General features: G+C 65.2%; 20 protein-coding genes. 9 read left to right on the forward strand and 11 right to left on the reverse strand.

Features of this window, described 5'->3' with window-relative positions:
• Positions 1 to 32: 32 nt before the first annotated feature.
• The 7 genes from flgF to QO207_RS13015 all read right to left on the reverse strand — a co-directional run bounded on the left by flgF (position 33) and on the right by QO207_RS13015 (position 6,241).
• The gene (gene flgF, locus QO207_RS12985) at positions 33 to 776 is read right to left on the reverse strand and encodes a flagellar basal-body rod protein FlgF (protein WP_301532803.1); all 744 of its coding nucleotides are present in this window, start codon (positions 774 to 776) and stop codon (positions 33 to 35) included.
• Positions 777 to 993: 217 nt separating this feature from the next.
• Positions 994 to 2,301, reverse strand: coding sequence for a flagellar hook protein FlgE (flgE, locus tag QO207_RS12990; RefSeq protein WP_301532804.1), 1,308 nt, complete (start codon positions 2,299 to 2,301; stop codon positions 994 to 996).
• A 27-nt stretch (positions 2,302 to 2,328) separates the two neighbouring features.
• Positions 2,329 to 3,021 (reverse strand): flagellar hook assembly protein FlgD, encoded by a 693-nt coding sequence (flgD, locus tag QO207_RS12995; protein ID WP_301532866.1) that lies wholly within the window; start codon positions 3,019 to 3,021, stop codon positions 2,329 to 2,331.
• A 22-nt stretch (positions 3,022 to 3,043) separates the two neighbouring features.
• A complete protein-coding gene (flgC, locus tag QO207_RS13000; protein ID WP_184594393.1) occupies positions 3,044 to 3,487 on the reverse strand; it encodes a flagellar basal body rod protein FlgC in 444 nt (147 codons plus the stop codon).
• 5 nt (positions 3,488 to 3,492) lie between these two features.
• A complete protein-coding gene (flgB, locus tag QO207_RS13005) occupies positions 3,493 to 3,900 on the reverse strand; it encodes a flagellar basal body rod protein FlgB (protein WP_184594390.1) in 408 nt (135 codons plus the stop codon).
• 449 nt (positions 3,901 to 4,349) lie between these two features.
• Positions 4,350 to 5,171 carry a protein-glutamate O-methyltransferase CheR gene (gene cheR, locus QO207_RS13010; RefSeq protein ID WP_184594387.1) on the reverse strand — a complete coding sequence of 274 codons (822 nt, stop codon included), beginning with the start codon at positions 5,169 to 5,171 and terminating at the stop codon, positions 4,350 to 4,352.
• Positions 5,172 to 5,302: 131 nt separating this feature from the next.
• A complete protein-coding gene (locus QO207_RS13015) occupies positions 5,303 to 6,241 on the reverse strand; it encodes a chemotaxis protein CheV (protein WP_301532805.1) in 939 nt (312 codons plus the stop codon).
• A 68-nt stretch (positions 6,242 to 6,309) separates the two neighbouring features.
• Between QO207_RS13015 and flgA the strand changes: the two genes are divergently transcribed.
• The 4 genes from flgA to QO207_RS13035 all read left to right on the forward strand — a co-directional run bounded on the left by flgA (position 6,310) and on the right by QO207_RS13035 (position 8,883).
• Positions 6,310 to 7,068, forward strand: coding sequence for a flagellar basal body P-ring formation chaperone FlgA (flgA, locus tag QO207_RS13020; protein ID WP_301532806.1), 759 nt, complete (start codon positions 6,310 to 6,312; stop codon positions 7,066 to 7,068).
• Between the two features lie 141 nt (positions 7,069 to 7,209).
• Positions 7,210 to 7,524, forward strand: coding sequence for a flagellar biosynthesis anti-sigma factor FlgM (flgM, locus tag QO207_RS13025; protein WP_301532807.1), 315 nt, complete (start codon positions 7,210 to 7,212; stop codon positions 7,522 to 7,524).
• A gap of 42 nt (positions 7,525 to 7,566) precedes the next feature.
• Positions 7,567 to 8,028, forward strand: a complete 462-nt coding sequence (locus QO207_RS13030; RefSeq protein WP_301532808.1) for a flagella synthesis protein FlgN — start codon at positions 7,567 to 7,569, stop codon at positions 8,026 to 8,028.
• Between the two features lie 105 nt (positions 8,029 to 8,133).
• Positions 8,134 to 8,883, forward strand: a complete 750-nt coding sequence (locus QO207_RS13035; RefSeq protein WP_301532809.1) for a flagellar brake protein — start codon at positions 8,134 to 8,136, stop codon at positions 8,881 to 8,883.
• 62 nt (positions 8,884 to 8,945) lie between these two features.
• On the opposite strand, the gene QO207_RS13040 is transcribed toward QO207_RS13035, so the two are convergent.
• From QO207_RS13040 to QO207_RS13055, 4 genes are all read right to left on the reverse strand, one after another.
• The gene (locus QO207_RS13040) at positions 8,946 to 10,295 is read right to left on the reverse strand and encodes an MFS transporter (RefSeq protein WP_301532810.1); all 1,350 of its coding nucleotides are present in this window, start codon (positions 10,293 to 10,295) and stop codon (positions 8,946 to 8,948) included.
• A 257-nt stretch (positions 10,296 to 10,552) separates the two neighbouring features.
• On the reverse strand, positions 10,553 to 11,791 hold the full coding sequence (locus tag QO207_RS13045; RefSeq protein ID WP_301532867.1) for a glutamine synthetase family protein: 1,239 nt from the start codon (positions 11,789 to 11,791) through the stop codon (positions 10,553 to 10,555).
• Between the two features lie 502 nt (positions 11,792 to 12,293).
• On the reverse strand, positions 12,294 to 12,887 hold the full coding sequence (locus QO207_RS13050) for a tRNA-uridine aminocarboxypropyltransferase (protein ID WP_301532811.1): 594 nt from the start codon (positions 12,885 to 12,887) through the stop codon (positions 12,294 to 12,296).
• Complete coding sequence (locus QO207_RS13055; protein WP_301532812.1) at positions 12,884 to 13,780, reverse strand: LysR family transcriptional regulator; 897 nt, start codon at positions 13,778 to 13,780, stop codon at positions 12,884 to 12,886. Before QO207_RS13055 ends, QO207_RS13050 begins: the two co-directional genes overlap by 4 nt.
• A 288-nt stretch (positions 13,781 to 14,068) precedes the next feature.
• Here QO207_RS13055 and speB point away from each other — a divergent pair, with 288 nt between their 5' ends.
• The 5 genes from speB to QO207_RS13080 all read left to right on the forward strand — a co-directional run bounded on the left by speB (position 14,069) and on the right by QO207_RS13080 (position 20,205).
• Complete coding sequence (speB, locus tag QO207_RS13060) at positions 14,069 to 15,028, forward strand: agmatinase (RefSeq protein WP_301532813.1); 960 nt, start codon at positions 14,069 to 14,071, stop codon at positions 15,026 to 15,028.
• 16 nt (positions 15,029 to 15,044) lie between these two features.
• On the forward strand, positions 15,045 to 15,455 hold the full coding sequence (locus tag QO207_RS13065) for a nuclear transport factor 2 family protein (protein WP_301532814.1): 411 nt from the start codon (positions 15,045 to 15,047) through the stop codon (positions 15,453 to 15,455).
• A 25-nt stretch (positions 15,456 to 15,480) separates the two neighbouring features.
• Positions 15,481 to 16,995, forward strand: a complete 1,515-nt coding sequence (locus QO207_RS13070) for a cytosine permease (protein WP_301532815.1) — start codon at positions 15,481 to 15,483, stop codon at positions 16,993 to 16,995.
• Between the two features lie 132 nt (positions 16,996 to 17,127).
• A complete protein-coding gene (locus tag QO207_RS13075; protein WP_301532816.1) occupies positions 17,128 to 18,507 on the forward strand; it encodes a sodium:solute symporter in 1,380 nt (459 codons plus the stop codon).
• A gap of 96 nt (positions 18,508 to 18,603) precedes the next feature.
• Positions 18,604 to 20,205 carry a 5-guanidino-2-oxopentanoate decarboxylase gene (locus QO207_RS13080; RefSeq protein ID WP_301532817.1) on the forward strand — a complete coding sequence of 534 codons (1,602 nt, stop codon included), beginning with the start codon at positions 18,604 to 18,606 and terminating at the stop codon, positions 20,203 to 20,205.
• Positions 20,206 to 20,496: the final 291 nt, after the last annotated feature.

Here is a 20,496-nt window from a genome sequence, read left to right on the forward strand (position 1 = left end):
CGTGGCGCCTCGAACGGTTAATCAGAATTCAATCAGCTGAATTGCAAAACACGCGCCATCGCCTGGGAATCATCCTCGGCGGTCTTCATCATCTTCACGTGCAGCTCGAACTGGCGAGACAGCGCCAGGATCGAGGTCATCTCGTCGACGGCATTCACGTTGCTGGCTTCCAGCACCCCGGACTGCACGCTGGCGTTGGCGTCGACCTGCGGCGCAGGCGCACCGGACTTCATGCGGATCAGGCCATCGGCGCCTTTCTCCAGCTGCTTGGCATCGGGGGTGACCAGCTTGATGCGGTCGACGGTGGCCAGCGCGTTGGGCTGGTTGCCCTGACCGCGGATGGTGATGGTGCCGTCCTCGCCGATCTCGATCTTCTCTTCCGGCGGCACGGCAATCGGCCCGCCATTGCCCAGTACCGGCATGCCGTCGCCGGTGCGCAGCTGGCCGAGGGCGTCGATTTCCAGGCTGCCGGTGCGCACGTAGGCTTCGCCGCCATCGGGGGCCTGCACGGCGATCCAGGCGTCGCCCTTGGCGGCAACGTCGAGGTCACGGCCGGTTTCCTGCAGGGCGCCGGCGCTGAAGTCGGTGGCCGGGCGTTCGCTCATGGCGAAGACGCGCGCCGGAAAGCTGTCACCAAACACCGGCATCGCCCGCGCCTGTTCGAGGTCGCGACGGAAACCGGTGGTGGAAATGTTCGCCAGGTTGTTGGCGTGAGCCTGCATGGCCTTCGTGTTCTGGCTCGCGCCGCTCATGGCGACATACAGCATTCTGTCCAAGGCAATCCTCCAGTGCCGGGTCGGATTCCCGGCGGTGCTGGAGGGTACTCAGCAAGGGCTGTGCCAGATTGCGAAAAACTACTTCAAGATATTGATATTACTGGGAATATCAAAAAAGAAAGGCTCCCGAAGGAGCCTCGATGGCCGGCAGGCGGCGACTAACTGCCGCCTGCGGCAAGGGGATTTGCCGGTGGAGAGTGCCGGTGACTGGCCGTCATCAACGCAGGTTGATGATGGTGTCGGAGATGGTGCTTTCGGTCTGTACGGTCTTGGCGTTCGCCTGGTAGTTGCGCTGCGCCACGATCAGGTTCACCAGCTGCGCGGTGAGGTCGACGTTGGATTCCTCCAGCGTGCCCGAACCCACCGAGCCCAGGGTGCCGGAAGTCGGCGTGCCGATCACCGCCTCGCCCGAGGCCAGCGACTGCTTCCAGCCGGTGTTGCCCACCGGGGTCAGACCCTGGGTATTGGCGAAGTTGGCCAGCACCACCTGGCCGATCACCTTGGACTGGCCGTTGGTGTAGGTGGCGTACATCTGGCCATCCTGGGCGAACGACAGGCCGGACATCTGGCCGGTGGCGTAGCCATCCTGGGTCACCGCGGTGACGGCGAAGGCGCCGTTGGTCTGGGTGGTCTTGGTCAGGTCGATGCTGATGCCGCCAGTGGCGCCCGCCGCGCCGTTGGCACCCCAGGTCACCGGGCTGGTGGTGGAGTCGGTGACGGCGGCCGGAGTCCAGCCGGTCAGGGTCATGGTCTTGTCGGCGTTGACGGTCATGCCGGTGGAGGTGATGCCCGTCAGCTGGCCGGCGCTGTTGAAGGTGATGTCGCTGCTCAGCGGCGTGGTGCTGGTCGGGGTCTGCGGGTTACGCCCGTCCACCAGGGTGTACATGCTCCAGTTGTTGCTGCTGTCCTTGACGAAGTAGTTCGTCATGGTGTGCGAGTTGCCCTGGGAGTCGTAGATATCCACGGAAGTCGACCAGTTGTAGCTGTCCGAATCGGTGGCATCGAACGGTGTGGTCTTGGGCGTGGTGGCGTTGGAGTTCAGGCTCAGGGTCGAGGTGATCGACGAGGTCGGGCTCGGCGGCTGGTTGGCGGTGTCGACCTTGAGGTCGCTGATCACGCCGTTGACGATGGCGCCGTTGGCGTTGACGCCATAACCCTGCAGGCGATTGCCCGAGCCGTCGACGATGAAGCCGTTGGCGTCGGTATTGAAGGTGCCGTTGCGGGTGTAGACGCGGCTGCCGTTGTCGCTGGTCATGAAGAAGCCGTTGCCGCTCACCGCCAGGTCCAGGCTGCGCCCGGTGGTGGTCAGGTTGCCCTGGGTGAACTGCTGCGAGACGGCCTGGGTGACCACGCCGTTACCCACGGCGATGCGGCCGCTGCCGAGCATCGAGGAGGCATAGAGGTCGGCGAACTCGGTGCGCGACGACTTGAAGCCGGTGGTGCCGACGTTGGCGATGTTGTTGCCGGTGACGTTCAGGTCCATCGACGCGGCGTTGAGTCCACTCAGGGCGGTATTGAAAGACATGTGTTGCTCCTGTGCCGAAACGCGGCGTTATTTTCCGATGGTCTGAATGCTGGAGGCGGAAACGGCGCCGATGCCAGCCAGGTTCAGGGACATTTCCCCGCCGTTCTGGCCCAGCGTGACGCTGTTGACCGTGGCCGGCAGGTAGGTGGTCAGCGCGGTACTGGTGCCATCCAGGGTGGCGCTGGCCTTGACGGTGTAGGTGCCGGCTTCCACCAGCTCGCCGCTATCGTCCTTCCCATCCCAGGTGAAATCGATGTTGCCGGCCTTCTGGGTACCCATGTCGACGGTGCGTACCAGGTCGCCCGAGTCGTCGTAGATCTTCAGGGTCACGCCGTCGCCCTTGGACGGCATCACCAGCGAACCCTTGACCCCGGCGGTGGGGTCGTCGACCTGCACCTTGCTGGAGTTGACGATCACCGAGCGGCCGACCAGCGACGAGGCCTGCAGGGCCTGCGAGGACTGGAACGACGAATAGAAGGTGCCCAGGGTGGTGTCCAGGTTCTGCATGCTTTCCAGGCTGCTGAACTGCGCCAGCTGCGAGACGAACTGGGTGTTGTCCTGCGGATCCAGCGGGTTCTGGTTGTTCAGCTGGGTGACCAGCAGCTGCAGGAACGAATCCTTGCCCAGCGCGCTGGTGCCGGTATCGGTGCTCGAAGAGCTCTTCTGTCCCGAGTTGAGGGACGAGAGGACCGAGCTGGAGGTGCTGTTATCGGTATTGATGCTCATGGGGCGTCCTCTGCTCTTACTGACCCAGGGTCAGGACCTTCTGCATCATCTGCTTGGCGGTGTTCATCATTTCCGCGTTGCTCTGGAAGGAGCGGCTGGCGGAGATCATGTCGGCCATCTCCTCCACCACGTTGACGTTGGGGTAGTAGACGTAGCCGTCCTTGTCAGCGGCCGGGTGGTTCGGCTCGTAGCGCGGCACCAGCGGGCTCTGGTCCTCGACCACGCCGAGCACCTGCACGCCGGAGCCAGCCTGGTCGGTCTCGCCGAACAGCGAACCCTGGCTGCCGCCCTGGGCCTGGTCGAGCATGGTGGCGAACACCGGGTGACGGGCGCGGTAGGTCTGGTCGATGCTCGAGGAGACGCTCTCGGCGTTGGCGATGTTCGACGCGGTGGTGTTCAGACGGGTGGTCTGGGCACTCATGCCGGTGCCGGCGATGTTGAAGACACTGGAAAGCGACATGGCGATTACTCCCCGCGCAGGGCGTTCATCAGCCCTTTGAACTTGCTGTTGAGGAAGGTAAAGGAGGCCTGGAATTTCACCGAGTTCTCGGCGTAGTTGGCCTGCTCGATCTGCTCGTCGACGGTGTTCTGGTCGACCGAGGGCTGGTTCGGGATGCGGTACTTCAGCGACTCGTCACCGAAGCTGACGCCGTCCGCGGCAATGTGATGCGCGTTGGTCAGGGTGGTGCTGAAGGTGCCGTTCTTCACCTTGTCCGACTGGGCAGCCAGCACCGAAGCGAAGTCCAGGTCACGCGCCTTGTAGTTCGGCGTGTCGGCGTTGGCCAGGTTGCTGGCCAGCACCTCAGCGCGCTGGGAGCGGAAGCTCAGTGCTTGCTGGTGGATGCCGAGGGCTTTGTCGAAGCTGATGCTCATGGTCACGAACCTGTTTGCCGGTGTGGGCTTGCCAACACTTCAGCAAGGTGCGTGCCAGATTTGCATTTCCTTGTGGATCAAGGGCTTGAAGGGATGCAGGGAGCGGCAAGGGGCGGCAAACAGCGGCAAAGCGGCAACCCCTTTCCTTGCCGCCCGAGGCAAGGCGGCAAGCCTGCCGCTGCGCTTTGCCGCCTCTTTTGCCGCCCTGCGAATTGTTCGCGAGCAAGCTCGCTCCTACGAAAAGCGCTGCGGATTTTGCCTGGGCTGTAGGAGCGAGCTTGCTCGCGAACCGCCCCCTGCCGTTCCCCGGCAAACGCATGCCACGCCCACGCCCCGCGGTGAATTCGCCAGGCGCAGAAACGCCAATCGCGGACATCGTCCGCGATTGGCTGAATACACCTCGAATACAACTGCAAGAACCCCGCCCGAACCGGCGGGGCATCAGCCAATTACTTGGCCTTGTAGATGATCCCCGGGCTGCACTGGACCATCTGGTAGTGATCCGGCAACGCGTTGAGCGCCTCGGAGGCGCCGAGGAACAGGTAGCCGCCCGGCTTGAGCGTGGCATGGATGCGCAGGAGGATGTCGCGCTTCACCTCGGCGGAGAAGTAGATCAGCACGTTGCGGCAGAACACCATGTCGAACTTGCCGAGGGTGGCGTAGCTGTCCAGCAGGTTCAGCGCGCGGAACTCCACGCGGCTCTTGATCGGCGGTTTCACCGTCCAGCGGCCCGGCGTCTTCTGGTCGAAGTAGCGCGCCAGGCGTTCCTGGGACAGACCGCGGCCGATGGCCAGGCTGTCGTACTCGCCGGCCTTGCAGGCGGTGAGCATCGAACCGGAAAGATCGGTGGCGACGATCTGCACACCGGCCTTCAGCTGGCCGAGGTTGGTACGCTCGAATTCGTCGATCGACATCGACAGCGAGTAAGGCTCCTGCCCCGACGAGCACGCCGCCGACCAGATGCGCAGGCGCTGGCCCGGCGATGCCTTGATCATCTCCGGCAGCACGCGGCTCTTCAGCACCTCGAAGGGATAGGTATCGCGAAACCAGAGGGTCTCGTTGGTGGTCATCGCGTCGACCACCTGCTCGCGCAGCTGGCTGCGCATCTGGATCTTCTGGACCAGCTCGCCCAGGGACTTGATGCCCTGCTGCTCCATCAACTTGTTCAAGCGACTGGCGACCAGATACTGCTTGTTGGCGCCCAGCAGGATGCCGCAGGTCTTCTCCAGGAAATCCCGGAACAGCTCGAATTCAGAATTGGTGGATGTCACAGATACGCCTCTTTGCTCGTGGCCGGTTGCCGCCCGCGGACGGCAACTGCCTGACCGGTGTCCAGAAAAACCATAGCGCAAAGCCATGGCGATGGGCGGCACCGGCGCCGCCCTTTATTGCCGGTGGCTCGTCAGGCCAGCGCGCCGTCCACCGCCTTGATCCGCTCGGAAACCCGCGCGGCCAGGTCGTCGGGACGGAACTTGGCGAGGAAGTCGTCAGCGCCGACCTTCTTCACCATCGCCTGGTTGAACACCCCGGACAGCGAAGTATGCAGGAGAATGTGCAGATCCTGCATGCGCGGGTCGTGACGGATTTCCGCCGTGAGCGTGTAGCCATCCATTTCCGGCATCTCGATATCCGAGATCACCATCAGCAGATCGCGCCCCGGATGACCGCCCGCCTCCACCATCTGGTGCAGGTAATCCAGCGCCTGGCGACCGTCGTTGAGCGCCAGGACCTCGACGCCGACGGTTTCCAGGCAGCGCACCAGCTGCTTGCGCGCCACCGAGGAATCGTCCACCACCAGCACGCGCTTGCTGACCGCGCGGGCCTGAGTGTCGGCATCCAGGACGCCTTCGGAGATGTCCTCCGAGGTCGGCGCCACTTCGGCGAGGATCTTCTCCACGTCGATGATTTCCACCAGCTGGTTATCGACCCGCGTCACTGCCGTCAGGTAGTGGTCGCGGCCGGTGCCCTTGGGTGGCGGATGGATCGACTCCCAGTTCATGTTGACGATGCGCTCCACCGAGTGCACCAGGAAGCCCTGCACCTTGGTGTTGTACTCGGTGATGATCACGAAACTGTTGGCGATGTCGCGCAGGGCATGACGCCCCGTGGCCAGCGCCAGATCGAGGATCGGGATGGTGCCGCCGCGGATGTTCGCCACCCCGCGTACTACCTGGCTGGACTTGGGCATCACGGTCAGGCGGGGGCATTGCAGCACCTCCTTCACCTTGAACACGTTGATCCCGTACAGCTGGCTGCCGTTCAAGCGGAACAGCAGCAATTCGAGACGATTCTGGCCAACCAGCTGCGTACGCTGGTTGACCGAATCCATGACTCCGGCCATTGAGCCTCCTGTGCACGCAACGCCGCCTGTTCTCATGGAGGCGGCACGACCATTGCTTAACCCGTTGCATGAAGCAGCCAACGACATTTTTCCGACGATTCCGAAAAGCCCCCGCCCTGCTGGCGGCGCTGTTCGGCATCACCGGTGCGCTGAACCTCGGCCCCGCAAGGGCCGACGACTTCACCGCGCCTGAAATCCTTATCGGCTCCACCCAGGGCTTTCTTGAGTTCAAGGTGGAAGATTATCTGCAGACTTCGGGCATAGACGCGCGCTACGAGATAGAAGTCGCACGCATCGACCCCCGACTGCGCCTGGCGGCGTGCGACAAGGACCTGACGCAGAACCTGGAAAACACCGCGACGCCCGTTGGTCGGGTGACCGTGCAGGTGCGCTGCGACGGCAGTTCGCCGTGGACGGTGTACATCCCGGCGACGGTGAAGCTGTTCCGCCAGGTGGTCGTCACCACCCTGCCGCTGCAGCGCAGCCATGTCCTGGAGCCCGGCGACGTCAGCGTCGTCGAACGCGACATCGGCCCGCTGACCCAGGGTTTCCTGACCGACCCGCAGCAGGTTGTCGGCATGAAGCTCAAGCGCTCCACCGTCAACGACCAGGTGCTGGCGCCGGTCTTCCTGGAGCAGGCGGCCGCCGTGCGCAAGGGCGACCAGGTGGTGATCCGCGCCAAGACCAGCGCGATCAATGTCTTCATGCCCGGCGAGGCGCTCTCCGATGGCGTGCCCGGCGAGCAGATCCGCGTGCGCAACCTGCGCTCGCAGCGCATAGTCAAGGCTCGGGTGGTCGAGCCGGGAACGGTGGAGGTGAGCCTCTAGCTCTCGGTCGGCCGGCATTTCTGGCATGATGGGCGCAGCCCTCGTCAAAATGTGTACGGGCGCACGAAAATTCGGCCTAAAGTTTCCTGCAGGACGGCCGAAAAGCTTGGCAAGCGTCCAATACCTCCAGAGGTTTCCACCATGGTCATCGACTTCAACCGGCTGAACCCGGCCTCTACGACAGCCAGCACTGGCCGTAGCGGTACCGTCCAGAGCGGTCGCAGCGAAGCAACCACCGAGAAGTCCTCCGCCAGCGCCCCGGCCAAGAGCGGCGAATCGGTGCAGCTCAGCGACACCGCACAACAGTTGCAGAAAGTAAGCGATCAACTGAAGGACCAACCCGTGGTCGACAACGACAAAGTGGCTCGCATCAAGGCGGCCATCGCTGACGGCAGCTACCAGGTCGACAGCCAGAAAGTCGCCAGCAAGCTGCTCGATTTCGAATCCCAGCGCTGAGTTCGCCTCGCGCTGGTCAACCGCTAGAACGCCGAGCCCAAGATGTCCGATGCCCTGCTCAACCTGATCAACGGCGACATCGAAGCTGCCAGCACCCTGCTGCAGCTGATCGATGACGAGTACCAGGCGCTGCAATCGCGCGACCTGGACGCGCTGCAGAAGCTGCTCGACAGCAAGCTGCCGCTGTTGCAACAGCTGGAGCAGAACGGCCGCATCCGTACCCAGGCACTGCAGCAGGCCGGCCTTTCCGCCGATCGCGCGGGCCTCGCGCAGATCGCCCAGGCCACCGGCAACGCCGAGCTGTCGGCGCGCGCCGAAGCGCTCACCGCCCTGCTCGCCCGCTGCCAGGATGCCAACCAGCGCAACGGCCGCATCATCCGCTCCGGCCAGGCCAGTACCGAGCGTACGCTCGACATCCTCCGTGGCCAGGACACCCCGCGACTCTACGACCGCTACGGCGGCTCGACCCAGGGCACCCGCCAGCGTCCGCTCAGCCAGGCCTGATCGCTCGTCGGAGCGCTAGCCTGACGGCCCGCCTTTGGGCAAAATGCCAGTATCGGCCTTGCCCCGTGCCCCACTCATAACAAACACAATGGAGATCCGCGGACCGTGTCCAATCTGTTCGTCGAGGAAAACGGCCCTCAACCACCGAAGACCCTGAAGGCTCCGGTGGAGATCCATGCCAGCCTGCGCACGCTGATGGATAGCCACGATCCCCTGCTGATCACCTTCGAAGGCCGCAGCCAGCGCTTCCAGAGCTTCGTCGTCGAGGTCAATCGCGAGCGCAACATCGTCGCCCTCGACGAACTCATCCCCAACGACGGCGAACGCTTCCTCCAGGCCGGCGAGGACTTCCGCATCGAAGGCTTCCACGAAGGCGTGCGCATCGCCTGGGAATGCAAGCAGAGCGCGTTCTTCTCTGAGATCGATGGCGCCCGCTGCTATTGGCTGCCGATACCCGCCGAGATGCTCTACCACCAGCGCCGCAACGCCTTCCGCGCGCCGGTCGGCCAGGGCCAGCCGGTGCCAGTGGAAATCTCCGGCAGCAAGCTGAAGAACCCGCTCAAGGGCAACCTCATCGACATCTCCGCCACCGGCTGCAAGGTACGCCTGGAAGGCAACGTCGCCGACCGTCTGCAACCGGGCCAGATCTACGAACAGCTCACCGCGCGCCTGCCGTTTGGCGCGATCACCGTGGAAGTCGAACTGCGCCACGTGAGCTTCGAGGAAAAGGTCGGCTACAGCTTTGCCGGCGTACGTTTCCATCAGATGAGCGGGCTGGTGCAGCGCAACGTCGAGCGCTTCGTCTACCAGCTGCAACGCGAAGCCCGGCGCTTCGACAAGGACGAGCTCTTCTAGAGCCTCCTCAGGGGCGGCAAGTCCTTGCCGCCCCGCTCTCCCCAGACTCCGCCTCAGCGGCCTCAGGCAGGCCGGCTTTCCTCTTCCTCGGTTTCGGCTGCGGTTTCCGCCTCGGGTACCGGCGCGCTGGCGTCATTGCCCTTCATCTGCTCTTCCACGGCAGCTTCATCGACGCGCGGGTCGAGCGCGGCGGACAGCGGCGAAGACGCCAGGCTGTCCGGCGTTGCCACGTGCTTGACTGGCGCCTCGTCGACCCGGTGCACACCGCTGACCTTCTCCGGCTGCACGCGCCAGATGAGAATCAACGAGCAGGCGCAGACGAAGGCGTAGAGCATGTTGGCGCCGAACAGCTTCATCAGCGCGCCAGCGGCCAGCGGGCCGATACAGGCGCCGACGCCGAAGGTCACCAGCAGCATCGCGGTCAGCGACACGCGGCGCTCACCCTCGACGTGGTCGTTGGAGAAGGCCACTGCCAGCGGGTACAGGGTGAACTGCACCAGGCAGACGATGAAGCCCATCGGCAGCAGCCACGCCAGGGAGATTGGCGGCACCGGCAGCAACGGCAGCGCCGCCAGCGGCAAGGCCACGATCAGCAACAGGATGGCCGCGTTGCGGATCAGCACCGCGCGGTCGATGCGGTCCGACAGCCAGCCCAGCGGCCACTGCACCAGCAGCCCGGCAAAGATGCAGCCACCCATGAACAGACCGATTTCCTCGGTACTCAAGCCCTGGCGCACTGCATACAGCGGCGCCAGGCCGTAGAACGAACCGACTACCAGCCCGGACACCAGCACAGTAGTCAGCGACTGCGGCACGCGCTGGATGAAGAAGCGCGGCTCCAGCGGCGCCGGGCGTAGCGGCGCGGGGTGAACCTTGTGGGTGATCGCCACCGGGATCAGCGACAGGGCGAAGCACAGCGCGATCAGCATCGGCAGTTCCGGGCCCAGCCCCGGATGCACCACCAGCACCAGTTGGCCGAGCACCAGCCCCAGATACGAGGCCACCATGTAGCCGGCAAACACCGCCCCGCGCTGGCGCGCCTCGGCCTGCTCGTTGAGCCAGCTTTCGATGACCATGTACTGGCACATCATCCCCAGGCCGATGGCCACCCGTAGCACCAGCCAGAAGCCCAGCCAGGGCAGCAGGCCGATGCCCAGCACAGCGGCGGTCACCAACCCGCCACAGGCAACGTAGGCGCGGATATGGCCGACGCGGGCGATCAGCCGGTGGCCGATCTTGCCGCCCAGCACCAGGCCGAGGTAGTAGGCCGCCATCATGGCGCCGATCCACAGGCCATCGACCTTTTCCGCGCCCAGGCGCAGGGCGAGGTAGGTACTGAGCAGACCGGAACCGGTGAGGAGCATGACGGCGGCGAAGTACAGAGCACGAAACGCGGTGACGATCCGAAGCATTGGACCTCCTGGTCCAGACAACCCCGGCACAACGTCCGGGCAGCGGAAAGCGGGACTTGCGCTGACACATTAGAGGCTGCCAATCGGCGCGTCGAGAGGGCTGCCGGGCCCGGAATAGCCGGTGTCGCGCGCAGTCATGCGCGGCGTTTCGAAGGATGTCGACCCAATGAACGAGGATGGCTTGAAGATCGCCAGGAGATGGCTGCCGATCACAGCTGCGACGGGTTTCCGCGCAACTGTGTCAGCACGCCCGCGAATCAGGCCTGGGCGGCCAGGACGCGGCGCTCCCACGGGGTGATCTCGTCGAAGAAGCTGGTCAGCTCCATTGACTTGGTCGCGCAGTAGCCGTCGATGAACTCGTTGCCGAATACCTCGCGGGCCAGCTCGCTGCGCTGCAGGCGCTGCAGCGCGTCGTACATGGTGCAGGGCAGCAGCAGTTCCGGCGGTACTTCGAACTCACCCTGGATGTGTGCGGTGGGTTCCAGCTCACGCTCGATGCCGTGCAGGCCTGCCGCCAGGCTGGCGGCGATGGCCAGGTAGGGGTTGGCGTCGGCGCCCGGCAGGCGGTTCTCCACGCGACGAGCCACCGGCGCGCTGGCCGGGATGCGCAGGCCGGCGGCGCGGTTGTCGTGGGACCAACAGGCGTTGTTCGGCGAGGCGTAGGGATGGCACAGGCGCTGGAAGGAGTTCACGTTCGGCGCGAACAGCAGGGTGAAGTCCGACAGGCAGGCCTGCAGGCCGCCGATGAAGTGACGGAATGCCGGCGTAGCCTCGCCCTGGGCGTCGCTGAAGATGTTGCGGCCTTCGCCATCGACGATGCTCTGGTGGATGTGCATCGAGCTGCCCGGCGTCTGCGCCAGCGGCTTGGCCATGCACACCACGATCAGCCCGTGCTTGAGCGCCACTTCCTTGAGCAGGTGCTTGAACAGGAAGGTCTGGTCGGCCAGCAGCACCGGGTCGCCATGCAGGAAGTTGATCTCGAACTGGGTGGTGCCCATCTCGTGCATGAAGGTGTCGCGCTCCAGGCCGACCGCTTCCATACAGCGGTAGACGTCCTGGAAGAACGGCCGCAGGCCGTTGTTGGAGGACACGCTGAAGGCCGAGTGGCCGATCTCGCGGCGACCGTCGAGGCCGACCGGGGCCTGGAAGGCTTCGTTGGCGTCGGGGTTGGGCGCGAACACGAAGAACTCCAGCTCGGTCGCCACCACCGGGCTCCAGCCGCGTTCGGCGTAGCGTGCGACCACCTGCTTGAGCAGGCCGCGGGTGGACAGGCCGGAGGGCTTGCCGTCCAGCTCCACCGCGTCGCAGATGGCGAAGGCGCGTGGTTCGTCGCTCCAGGGCAGGCGGTGGATCTGGGTCGGCTCGGCGATCAGGGCGAGGTCGCCGTCGTCGCTGCCGTAGAACTTCGCGGCCGGGTAGCCGCCCATGATGCATTGCAGGAGGACGCCGCGCGCCAGTTGCAGCCGGCGCCCGGTGAGGAAGCCCTCGCCAGTCATCACCTTGCCACGCGGCACCCCGTTGAGGTCGGGGGTGACGCACTCGATCTCTTCCACTCCAGCCAGGCGTTCGGCGAGCGGGCTACCTAGATCGCTACTCATGACTTCTTATCCTTGTTCTTCTTGTCCTTGCGACAGGACGCCGCGCGGATGCGCGAGCGCGTACAAAATACGCACCACGCGTTCGATATTTCAAGCACGGCCGACTGCCGAGCGCGACGGCAAACCCTGTAGGAGCGAGCTTGCTCGCGAACCGCCCGGCGCCAACGCCGCCGGAGAATATGTTCGCGAGCAAGCTCGCTCCTACGAAAAACCATTCCGCATGGAAATCGTGGCTTCGGCCGACCGCAGATATCCACAGGACAAACACGACGTAGGATGGCGTGGAGCGCAGCGATACCCATCGATTCCGGACGCGGACAGCATGGGTATCGCTGCGCTCCACCCATCCTACAAGTGCGTCACCGGAACGTCGGGTGCGCAACGGCGCCGTGTTGGCGGGTCAGCTACGCGGCCCGTGATTGCGCTGGAAGGTCTCCTCGCCCATCGCGGCGATCTGTCCTTCGATCAGCGCATCGAACGGGCGCAGCAGGTCGGCGTGGGATTGCGGTGCATCCAGTGCATCGAGCGCACAGACGACCGCTTCGATGGTCGATAAAGCACCCTCGGCCGGCGCCTTGCGCAGGCGGTAGCGCGAGGTCAGACCTTCAGGGAGAACGACCCGCGGCAGCGCCGCGAGGTTCGGGTTGAGGTGCAGCAGCTTGCGTGCCTTGCGCCAGGTGCCGTCGGGCACCACCAGCAGGCGCGGTCTATCCACAGGCTGCGCAGCCAGCTCGGCCAGCGCCACGGCGGACTCGCCGGGGAATAGCAGCCAGGCGTCCCAGGCGGCCAGCTCCAGCTCGCTGAAATCCTCGCCCACCAACAGCTCTGCATTGGCCAGGCCAAGCGCCGCCAGGCGCGCGGTGTTCAGCGCATGCCCGACCTCGCTCGGGTGCTGCAGCAGAAGCACGCGGGTGCGGTTGTCCAGGCGTGGAATCAGCGCACACAGGCAGTGGTTCAGCGGGCGCTCGCAGCGCGGGCAGCGGGCGCGGCTCATGACTCGCCCGGCTGGGTGCGCAGCAGGTCGCGGAAGTTCTGGATCAGCGGCTCACGGGAGCGGCCACGACGCAGGATCAGCGAGAATGGCGCCTGGTATCCGAAGGTCGCCGGCAGCAGTGCGCGCAGGCGGCCCTGCTCTACCCAGGGGTGCGCGTAGTGCTCGGGCAGGTAGCCGATGTAGCCGCCAGAGAGGATCAGGATCAGCTGCGCCTCCATACTCTCGACGGTGCCAGCGCTGTGCTTGAAGCCGTGCCGCGCCAGCTCCGCCTGGCTCCAGTAGCCACGGCCGACCATGCGCTGCTGGGTGATCAGCTCGGCGGGAATGCGCCGGCCGTCGAATAGCGGGTGGCGGTCGCTGCAGTACAGCCAGTGCTGCTCTCTATAGAGGGGCTGGTAGACCAGGCCGTTCATCCGGCTGAAGAAGGAACCGATGGCCAGGTCCAGGCGGTTATCCAGCACCGCCAGTTGCAGCTCGTAGGGGCTCTGCACCTGCAGATGCAGGTGCACCGCCGGGTGCAGGCTGCTGAAGGAACCGATGACGTCGGCCAGCGGCAGCGCCGGGTCGCTCACGGTGGAGTCCAGCACGCCGAGGTTGAGGGTGCCGCGCAGCTCACCCTTGAGGGTCGCCGCATAGCGCTCGAAGCCTTCCAGTTCGCCGAGGATGCGCAGGGTTTCCTGGTGGAACAGCTCGCCTTTGCTGGTCAGGCCGAAACCGCCACGGCCGCGGTGGCAGAGCACGATGCCCAGCTGGTTCTCCAGCTGGCTCATGTAAGTGCTGATCGCCGAGGTCGACAGGTTGAGCTCCTGCTGGGCGGCGGCGAAGCCCTGGCTGCGCACCACGCAGGCGAAAATCCGCAGCAGTTTGACGTCGGGCAGTGCGCTCGCGCTCATGAAGACTCCGCAAAACCGCGGCCGGGCCGCTCTAGTTCAGTACTTTCTGTACCTGAAAAAGGGATGATAGCAAGCCAGCTATCTATTCAGGAACCACAGGCCACAAGCCCGGCGGGGCGTCTGCTGCGGCAAGGTGGCGCAGTCTAGCGACCGCCATTAGTTTAGAAAACTCTGAAGTGATTATTTGTAGCCAGCGATTTTTTCCACTACCCGGTCTGATGAGAATCCGGTCTCAGTATTCAACAAGCCTGTTTCCACGAAGACAGCGATCAGCCTGAGGCCCTCCCCATGGACAAGAAACTTCACCAGCCCCTGGGCGGTAACGAAATGCCGCGTTTCGGCGGCATCGCCACCATGATGCGCCTGCCGCATATCCAGTCCACCGAAGAGCTCAACGAGCTCGACGCCGCCTTCGTCGGCGTACCGCTGGACATCGGCACCTCCCTGCGCTCCGGCACTCGTTTCGGGCCGCGCGAAATCCGCGCCGAGTCGGTGATGATCCGTCCGTACAACATGGCCACCGGCGCTGCGCCGTTCGACTCGCTGAACATCGCCGACATCGGTGACGTGGCGATCAACACCTTCAACCTGATGGAAGCGGTGCGCATCATCGAGGAGGCTTACGACAAGATCCTCGACCACGGCATCCTCCCGCTGACCCTGGGCGGCGACCACACCATCACCCTGCCGATCCTGCGTGCCATCCACAAGAAGCACGGCAAGGTCGGCCTGGTGCATATCGACGCCCACGCCGATGTGAACGACCACATGTTCGGCGAGAAGATCGCCCACGGCACCACCTTCCGCCGCGCGGTGGAAGAAGGCCTGCTGGACTGCGACCGCGTGGTGCAGATCGGCCTGCGTGCGCAGGGCTACACCGCCGAAGACTTCAACTGGAGCCGCAAGCAGGGCTTCCGCGTGGTGCAGGCCGAAGAGTGCTGGCACAAGTCGCTGGAACCGCTGATGGCCGAAGTGCGTGAGAAAGTCGGCGGCGGCCCGGTCTACCTGTCCTTCGACATCGACGGCATCGACCCGGCCTGGGCGCCCGGTACCGGCACCCCGGAAATCGGCGGCCTGACCACCATCCAGGCGATTGAGATCGTCCGTGGCTGCCAGGGCCTGGACATCATCGGCTGCGACCTGGTCGAGGTCTCCCCGCCCTACGACACCACCGGCAACACCTCGTTGCTCGGCGCCAACCTGCTGTACGAAATGCTCTGCATCCTCCCGGGCGTAGAGCGCCGCTGAGCGCACGAGCACACACATGAATAACGACGCCTGCGTAGCACAGGTGCTGGAGGCTGCCCGCGTTCTCGTGGCAGCCTTCGCGCGCACCGACACCGAAGCCTACTTCGCCGCCTTCAGCGAAGACGCCTCCTTCATCTTCCACACCTGGCCGCAGCCGCTGCTGTCGCGCGCGGCTTACCGCGAAGTATGGGAAGGCTGGCTGCGTGACGATGGTTTCGAGGTCCTTGACTGCCTTTCGAGCAACACCTTTGTGAGCCTGCAGAGTGAAGACGTGGCCGTGTTCTGCCACGACGTCGCCACGCGGCTGCGCATCCAGGGAGAGGAAAGCCTGAACCACGAACGGGAGACCATCATCTTCCGCCGTGATCCGATACAGGGCCGCTGGCTGGCCACACACGAGCACCTGTCACCGTCGCCGACGCCATAAAGACAGGGCTCCCCGGGAGGAAGTCATGGATAACAACAACAAAGCACACGCAATCACAACGATCGAGACATTCGGGGTCGAACAGATCCCGGACAGCGAACGCAACGCCACGCCCACCGACCTGTTCCGCATGATATTCGGTGGCGCCAATACCTTCGCCACCGCCGTGCTCGGCAGCTTCCCGGTGCTGTTCGGGCTGTCGTTCCAGGCCGGCGTCTGGGCCATCGTCCTCGGCGTGCTGGTCGGTTCGATCATCCTCGCGCCGATGGGCCTGTTCGGCCCGCTCAACGGCACCAACAACGCGGTCTCCTCGGGCGCCCACTTCGGCGTGCACGGGCGGATCGTCGGTTCGTTCCTGTCGCTGCTCACCGCCGTCGCCTTCTTCTCGCTCTCCGTGTGGAGCTCGGGCGATGCGCTGATCGGTGGTGCCAAGCGCCTGTTCGACCTGCCGGAAACCGACCTGACCCTGGGCCTCGCCTACGGCCTGTTCGCCGTGCTGGTGCTGATCGTCTGCATCTACGGCTTCCGCTTCATGCTGATGGTCAACAAGATCGCCGTGTGGGCCGCCAGCCTGCTGTTCCTGCTCGGCCTGTTCGCCTTCTCCGGCCCGTTCGATGCCAGCTACGCCGGCACCGTGCAGATGGGCAGCGAAGGTTTCTGGGCCGCCTTCATCGGCGCCGCCCTGCTGGCCATGAGCAACCCGGTGTCGTTCGGCGCCTTCCTCGGTGACTGGGCGCGCTACATCCCGCGCCAGACCTCGCAGAAGCGCATCATGCTGGCGGTGATCTGCGCCCAGCTGGCGACCCTGATCCCGTTCCTGTTCGGCCTGGCTACCGCCACCATCGTTGCGGTCAACGCTCCGGACTACATTGCTCAGAACAACTACGTCGGCGGCCTGCTGGCCGTTTCGCCGAGCTGGTTCTTCCTGCCGGTGTGCCTGATCGCGGTGATCGGCGGCATGTCCACCGGCACCACCTCGCTGTATGGCACCGGCCTGGACATGTCCAGCGTGTTCCCGCGCCTGCTCAACCGCGTGCAGGCCACCCTGCTGATCGGCCTGCTGTCCATCGCCTTCATCTTCATCGGTCGCTTCGCCGCGAACCTGGTGCAGAGCGTGTCCACCTTCGCCGTGCTGATCATCACCTGCACCAGCCCGTGGATGGTGATCATGATCCTCGGCCTGATCATCCGTCGTGGCTTCTACCACGCCGATGACCTGCAGGTGTTCACCCGTGGCCAGGAAGGCGGCGCCTACTGGTTCCACAACGGCTGGAACTGGCGCGGCATGGGTGCATGGATTCCGAGCGCGGCCATGGGCCTGTGCTTCGTCAACCTGCCGGGCCAGTTCGTCGGCCCGCTGGGCAACCTGGCCGGCGGTATCGACATCAGCCTGCCGGTCACCCTCGGCATGGCCGCCCTGCTCTACGTCGCCCTGCTGCGCACCTTCCCGGAACCCGCTGGCGTCTACGGCCCGAAGGGCCCGCGCTGGGTCGGCAGCCATGACCGCCCGGTGCGCAGCATCAGCGAGCCGTCGGCCTGATCCGGGCCTTGCGGCCTGACGCGAAACGCATCACCTGAAAGCCCCCATCGGACCGGTTGCCGCCGGTCCGGTGCCCCACCGCACGCCACAAGCGCGCGGCAACAATGACAATGCAAGTGTGAGGAGCCGACCATGGCGCTAGATCTGATCGTCGTACTGATATATGCCGCTGGCATGTTGTGGCTGGGCTGGTACGGCATGCGCCGCGCCAAGACCCACGAAGACTACCTCGTGGCCGGCCGCAACCTCGGCCCGGCGTTCTACATGGGCACCATGGCCGCCACCGTGCTGGGCGGCGCCTCCACCGTGGGCACCGTGCGCCTGGGCTACGTCCATGGCATTTCCGGCTTCTGGCTGTGCGCCGCCCTGGGCGCCGGCATCATTGCGCTGAACCTTTTCCTCGCCAAGCCGCTGCTGAAACTGCGCATCTTCACCGTCACCCAGGTCCTGGAGCGTCGCTACAACCCCATGGCCCGCCAGGCTTCGGCGGTGATCATGTTCGCCTATGCGCTGATGATCGGCGTGGTCTCCACCCTGGCCATCGGCACCGTGATGCAGGTCCTGTTCGGCCTGCCGTTCTGGGTGTCCGTGCTGCTGGGCGGTGGCGTCGTGGTGATCTACTCCACCATCGGCGGCATGTGGTCGCTGACCCTGACCGACATCGTGCAGTTCATCATCAAGACCGTCGGCCTGATGTTCATCCTGCTGCCGATCTGCCTGCACCGTGTAGGCGGCTGGGACGAGCTGGTAGCCAAGCTGCCGGCAACCGCCTTCAGCTTCCACACCATCGGCTACGACACCATCATCACCTACTTCCTCATCTACTTCTTCGGCATCCTGATCGGCCAGGACATCTGGCAGCGCGTGTTCACCGCCCGCGACGACAAGGTGACCAAGTACGCCGGCACCGCCGCCGGCGTGTACTGCGTGATCTACGGCCTGGTCGGTGCGCTGATCGGCATGTGCGCCAAGGTCCTGCTGCCTGACCTGGACAACGTCAACAACGCCTTCGCCGCCATCGTCCAGGCTTCGCTGCCGGACGGCATCCGCGGCCTGGTGATCGCCGCCGCACTGGCCGCGATGATGTCCACCGCCAGCGCCGGCCTGCTCGCCGCCTCCACCACCATCACCGAGGACCTGCTGCCGATCGTCACCGGCCAGCGCTCCACCCGCCTGAGCCTGAACCGCATCTGCACCCTGCTCACCGGTCTCCTGGTACTGGCCATCGCCCTGGTGGTGAACGACGTCATCAGCGCCCTGACCCTGGCCTACAACCTGCTGGTGGGCGGTATGCTGATCCCGCTGATCGGTGCCATCTACTGGAAGCGCGCCACCACTGCCGGCGCCATCACCAGCATGGCCCTGGGCTTCATCACCGCACTGGTGTTCATGCTCAAGGATGGCTTCGACGCCAACACCCCGATCTACTACAGCCTGGCTATCGGCCTGGTCAGCTTCATCGTCGTCAGCCTGCTGTCGCCCCGCCCGGCGCCGGTAGCCGACGCTGCCTGATAAGCAATTGCGCTAGGCAAAAGGGCGCGGCGAGATGATCTCCGCGCCCTTTTGTTTTATGACAACGACCTCACTCACGAACAGTAAGGAACTGCCATGACCACCTGCGGCGAATTCCTCGTCAAGCAACTCGAAGCCTGGGGTGTGGATACCGTCTTCGGCATCCCCGGCGTACACACCGTCGAGCTGTACCGCGGCCTGCCCCACAGCGGCATCCGCCATATCACCCCGCGCCACGAACAGGGCGCCGGCTTCATGGCCGACGGCTATGCGCGCGTCACCGGCAAGCCGGGCACCTGCTTCATCATCACCGGCCCGGGCATGACCAACATCCTCACCGCCATGGGCCAGGCCTACGCCGACTCCATCCCCATGCTGGTGATTTCCAGCGTCAACGAGCGCTCGCGCCTGGCCCACGGCAACGGCTACCTGCACGAGCTGCCGAACCAGCGCGCCATGGTTGCCGGCGTCAGCGCCTTCAGCCACACCCTGATGAGCGTCGACGAGCTGCCCGCCGTGCTGGCCCGCGCCTTCGCCGTGTTCGACAGCGAACGCCCGCGCCCGGTGCACATCGAGCTGCCGCTGGACATCATCACCGCCCCGGCCGACCACATGCAGGTGCTGCCACGCGTACAGCTGGCCCGCCCGGCCCCGGCCCGCTCGCCGCTGCATGAAGCCGCCGCCAAGCTGGCCAAGGCGCAGAAGCCGCTGCTGCTGCTCGGTGGTGGCTGCGTCGCCGCCCAGGCCGAAGCCCGCGCCCTGGCCATCGCCCTCGATGCGCCGACCGCACAGACCATCAACGCCAAGGGCCTGCTGCAACCGGATCACCCGCTGTTGATCGGCAGCAACCAGTCGCTGATCCCGGTCCGTGAACTCGCGCTGGAAGCCGACGTGGTACTGGCCATCGGCACCGAGCTGGGCGAGACCGACTACGACGTGGTGTTCGACGGCAACTTCAAGATCGGCGGCGAACTGATCCGCATCGACATCGACCCGCAACAGCTGATGCGCAACATCGCGCCGACCATCGCCATCCAGGCCGACGCCCGCACCGCCATGCGCGCCCTGCTGGAGCTGCTGCCGGCCCGCGAAGCCGACGCCGCCAGCCCCGGCGCCCAGCGTGCGGCCAAGGTACGTGCGCAACTGGCCGAGGACTTCAGCGGCTGGGCGCACTACCGCACCCTGTTCGACAAGATCCTCGAAGTGCTGCCCGACGCCCGCTTTGTCGGCGACTCGACCCAGACCGTCTACAGCGGCAACCACCTGGTGGAACTGGACGGCGGCCGCCGCTGGTTCAACGCCTCCACCGGCTACGGCACCCTGGGCTACGGCCTGCCGGCAGCCATCGGCGCCAAGCTCGGCGAACCGGGCCGTCCGGTGATCAGCCTGATGGGCGACGGCGGCCTGCAGTTCACCATGACCGAACTGGCCAGCGCCGTGGAAGCCAAGGTGGGCATCGTCGTGCTGCTGTGGAACAACCACGGCTACGGCGAGATCAAGCGCTACATGGAACGCCGCGACATCACCCCGCTGGGCGTGGACATCTACACCCCGGACTTCCTCGCCATCGCCAAGGGCTTCGGCTGCGCCGCCGAGCGCGCCCGCGACCATGACCACCTGCAGGAGCTGCTGCGCACCGCGCCGAGCGACCGCCCGCTGATCGTGGAAGTGATGGAAGCAGCGCCGTTCGCGCCGTAACGCAGGTCCCGTAGGGCRCATAACGCGCCAGCGTTATCCGCCATTGGCCACCGCACCACAGCCATCGGCGGATAACCGCAAGCGGTTATTCGCCCTACGTCGCTCGCTATGCGTGGCGGGTTATCCACAACCCGACACGCCGCCCTGCCCTCTCCCAGAGGGAGCGGGAAACGCGCGGAGCCGGGTGTCTGGCGCAGCTACCGGCGCCGGCCACTCCACCCCCCAAGGTTCCGAACGGTTCCCTCTCCCTCTGGGAGAGGTTAGGGTGAACCCACAGTCACCCGCGATCCG

The sequence above is a fragment of the Pseudomonas sp. CAN1 genome (assembly GCF_030462585.1).
In the GTDB taxonomy this organism is placed as follows: Bacteria; Pseudomonadota; Gammaproteobacteria; order Pseudomonadales; family Pseudomonadaceae; genus Pseudomonas.

Excerpts from the sequence above, each read along its gene's own strand:
- flgE (WP_301532804.1), bottom strand. The coding sequence starts at position 2,301 with ATGTCTTTCAATACCGCCCTGAGTGGACTCAACGCCGCGTCGATGGAC.
- flgC (WP_184594393.1), bottom strand. The coding sequence starts at position 3,487 with ATGTCGCTTTCCAGTGTCTTCAACATCGCCGGCACCGGCATGAGTGCC.
- flgB (WP_184594390.1), bottom strand. The coding sequence starts at position 3,900 with ATGAGCATCAGCTTCGACAAAGCCCTCGGCATCCACCAGCAAGCACTG.
- QO207_RS13015 (WP_301532805.1), bottom strand. The coding sequence starts at position 6,241 with ATGGCCGGAGTCATGGATTCGGTCAACCAGCGTACGCAGCTGGTTGGC.
- flgA (WP_301532806.1), top strand. The coding sequence starts at position 6,310 with ATGAAGCAGCCAACGACATTTTTCCGACGATTCCGAAAAGCCCCCGCC.
- flgM (WP_301532807.1), top strand. The coding sequence starts at position 7,210 with ATGGTCATCGACTTCAACCGGCTGAACCCGGCCTCTACGACAGCCAGC.
- QO207_RS13030 (WP_301532808.1), top strand. The coding sequence starts at position 7,567 with ATGTCCGATGCCCTGCTCAACCTGATCAACGGCGACATCGAAGCTGCC.
- QO207_RS13040 (WP_301532810.1), bottom strand. The coding sequence starts at position 10,295 with ATGCTTCGGATCGTCACCGCGTTTCGTGCTCTGTACTTCGCCGCCGTC.
- QO207_RS13045 (WP_301532867.1), bottom strand. The coding sequence starts at position 11,791 with ATGACTGGCGAGGGCTTCCTCACCGGGCGCCGGCTGCAACTGGCGCGC.
- QO207_RS13050 (WP_301532811.1), bottom strand. The coding sequence starts at position 12,887 with ATGAGCCGCGCCCGCTGCCCGCGCTGCGAGCGCCCGCTGAACCACTGC.
- QO207_RS13055 (WP_301532812.1), bottom strand. The coding sequence starts at position 13,780 with ATGAGCGCGAGCGCACTGCCCGACGTCAAACTGCTGCGGATTTTCGCC.
- speB (WP_301532813.1), top strand. The coding sequence starts at position 14,069 with ATGGACAAGAAACTTCACCAGCCCCTGGGCGGTAACGAAATGCCGCGT.
- QO207_RS13065 (WP_301532814.1), top strand. The coding sequence starts at position 15,045 with ATGAATAACGACGCCTGCGTAGCACAGGTGCTGGAGGCTGCCCGCGTT.
- QO207_RS13070 (WP_301532815.1), top strand. The coding sequence starts at position 15,481 with ATGGATAACAACAACAAAGCACACGCAATCACAACGATCGAGACATTC.
- QO207_RS13075 (WP_301532816.1), top strand. The coding sequence starts at position 17,128 with ATGGCGCTAGATCTGATCGTCGTACTGATATATGCCGCTGGCATGTTG.
- QO207_RS13080 (WP_301532817.1), top strand. The coding sequence starts at position 18,604 with ATGACCACCTGCGGCGAATTCCTCGTCAAGCAACTCGAAGCCTGGGGT.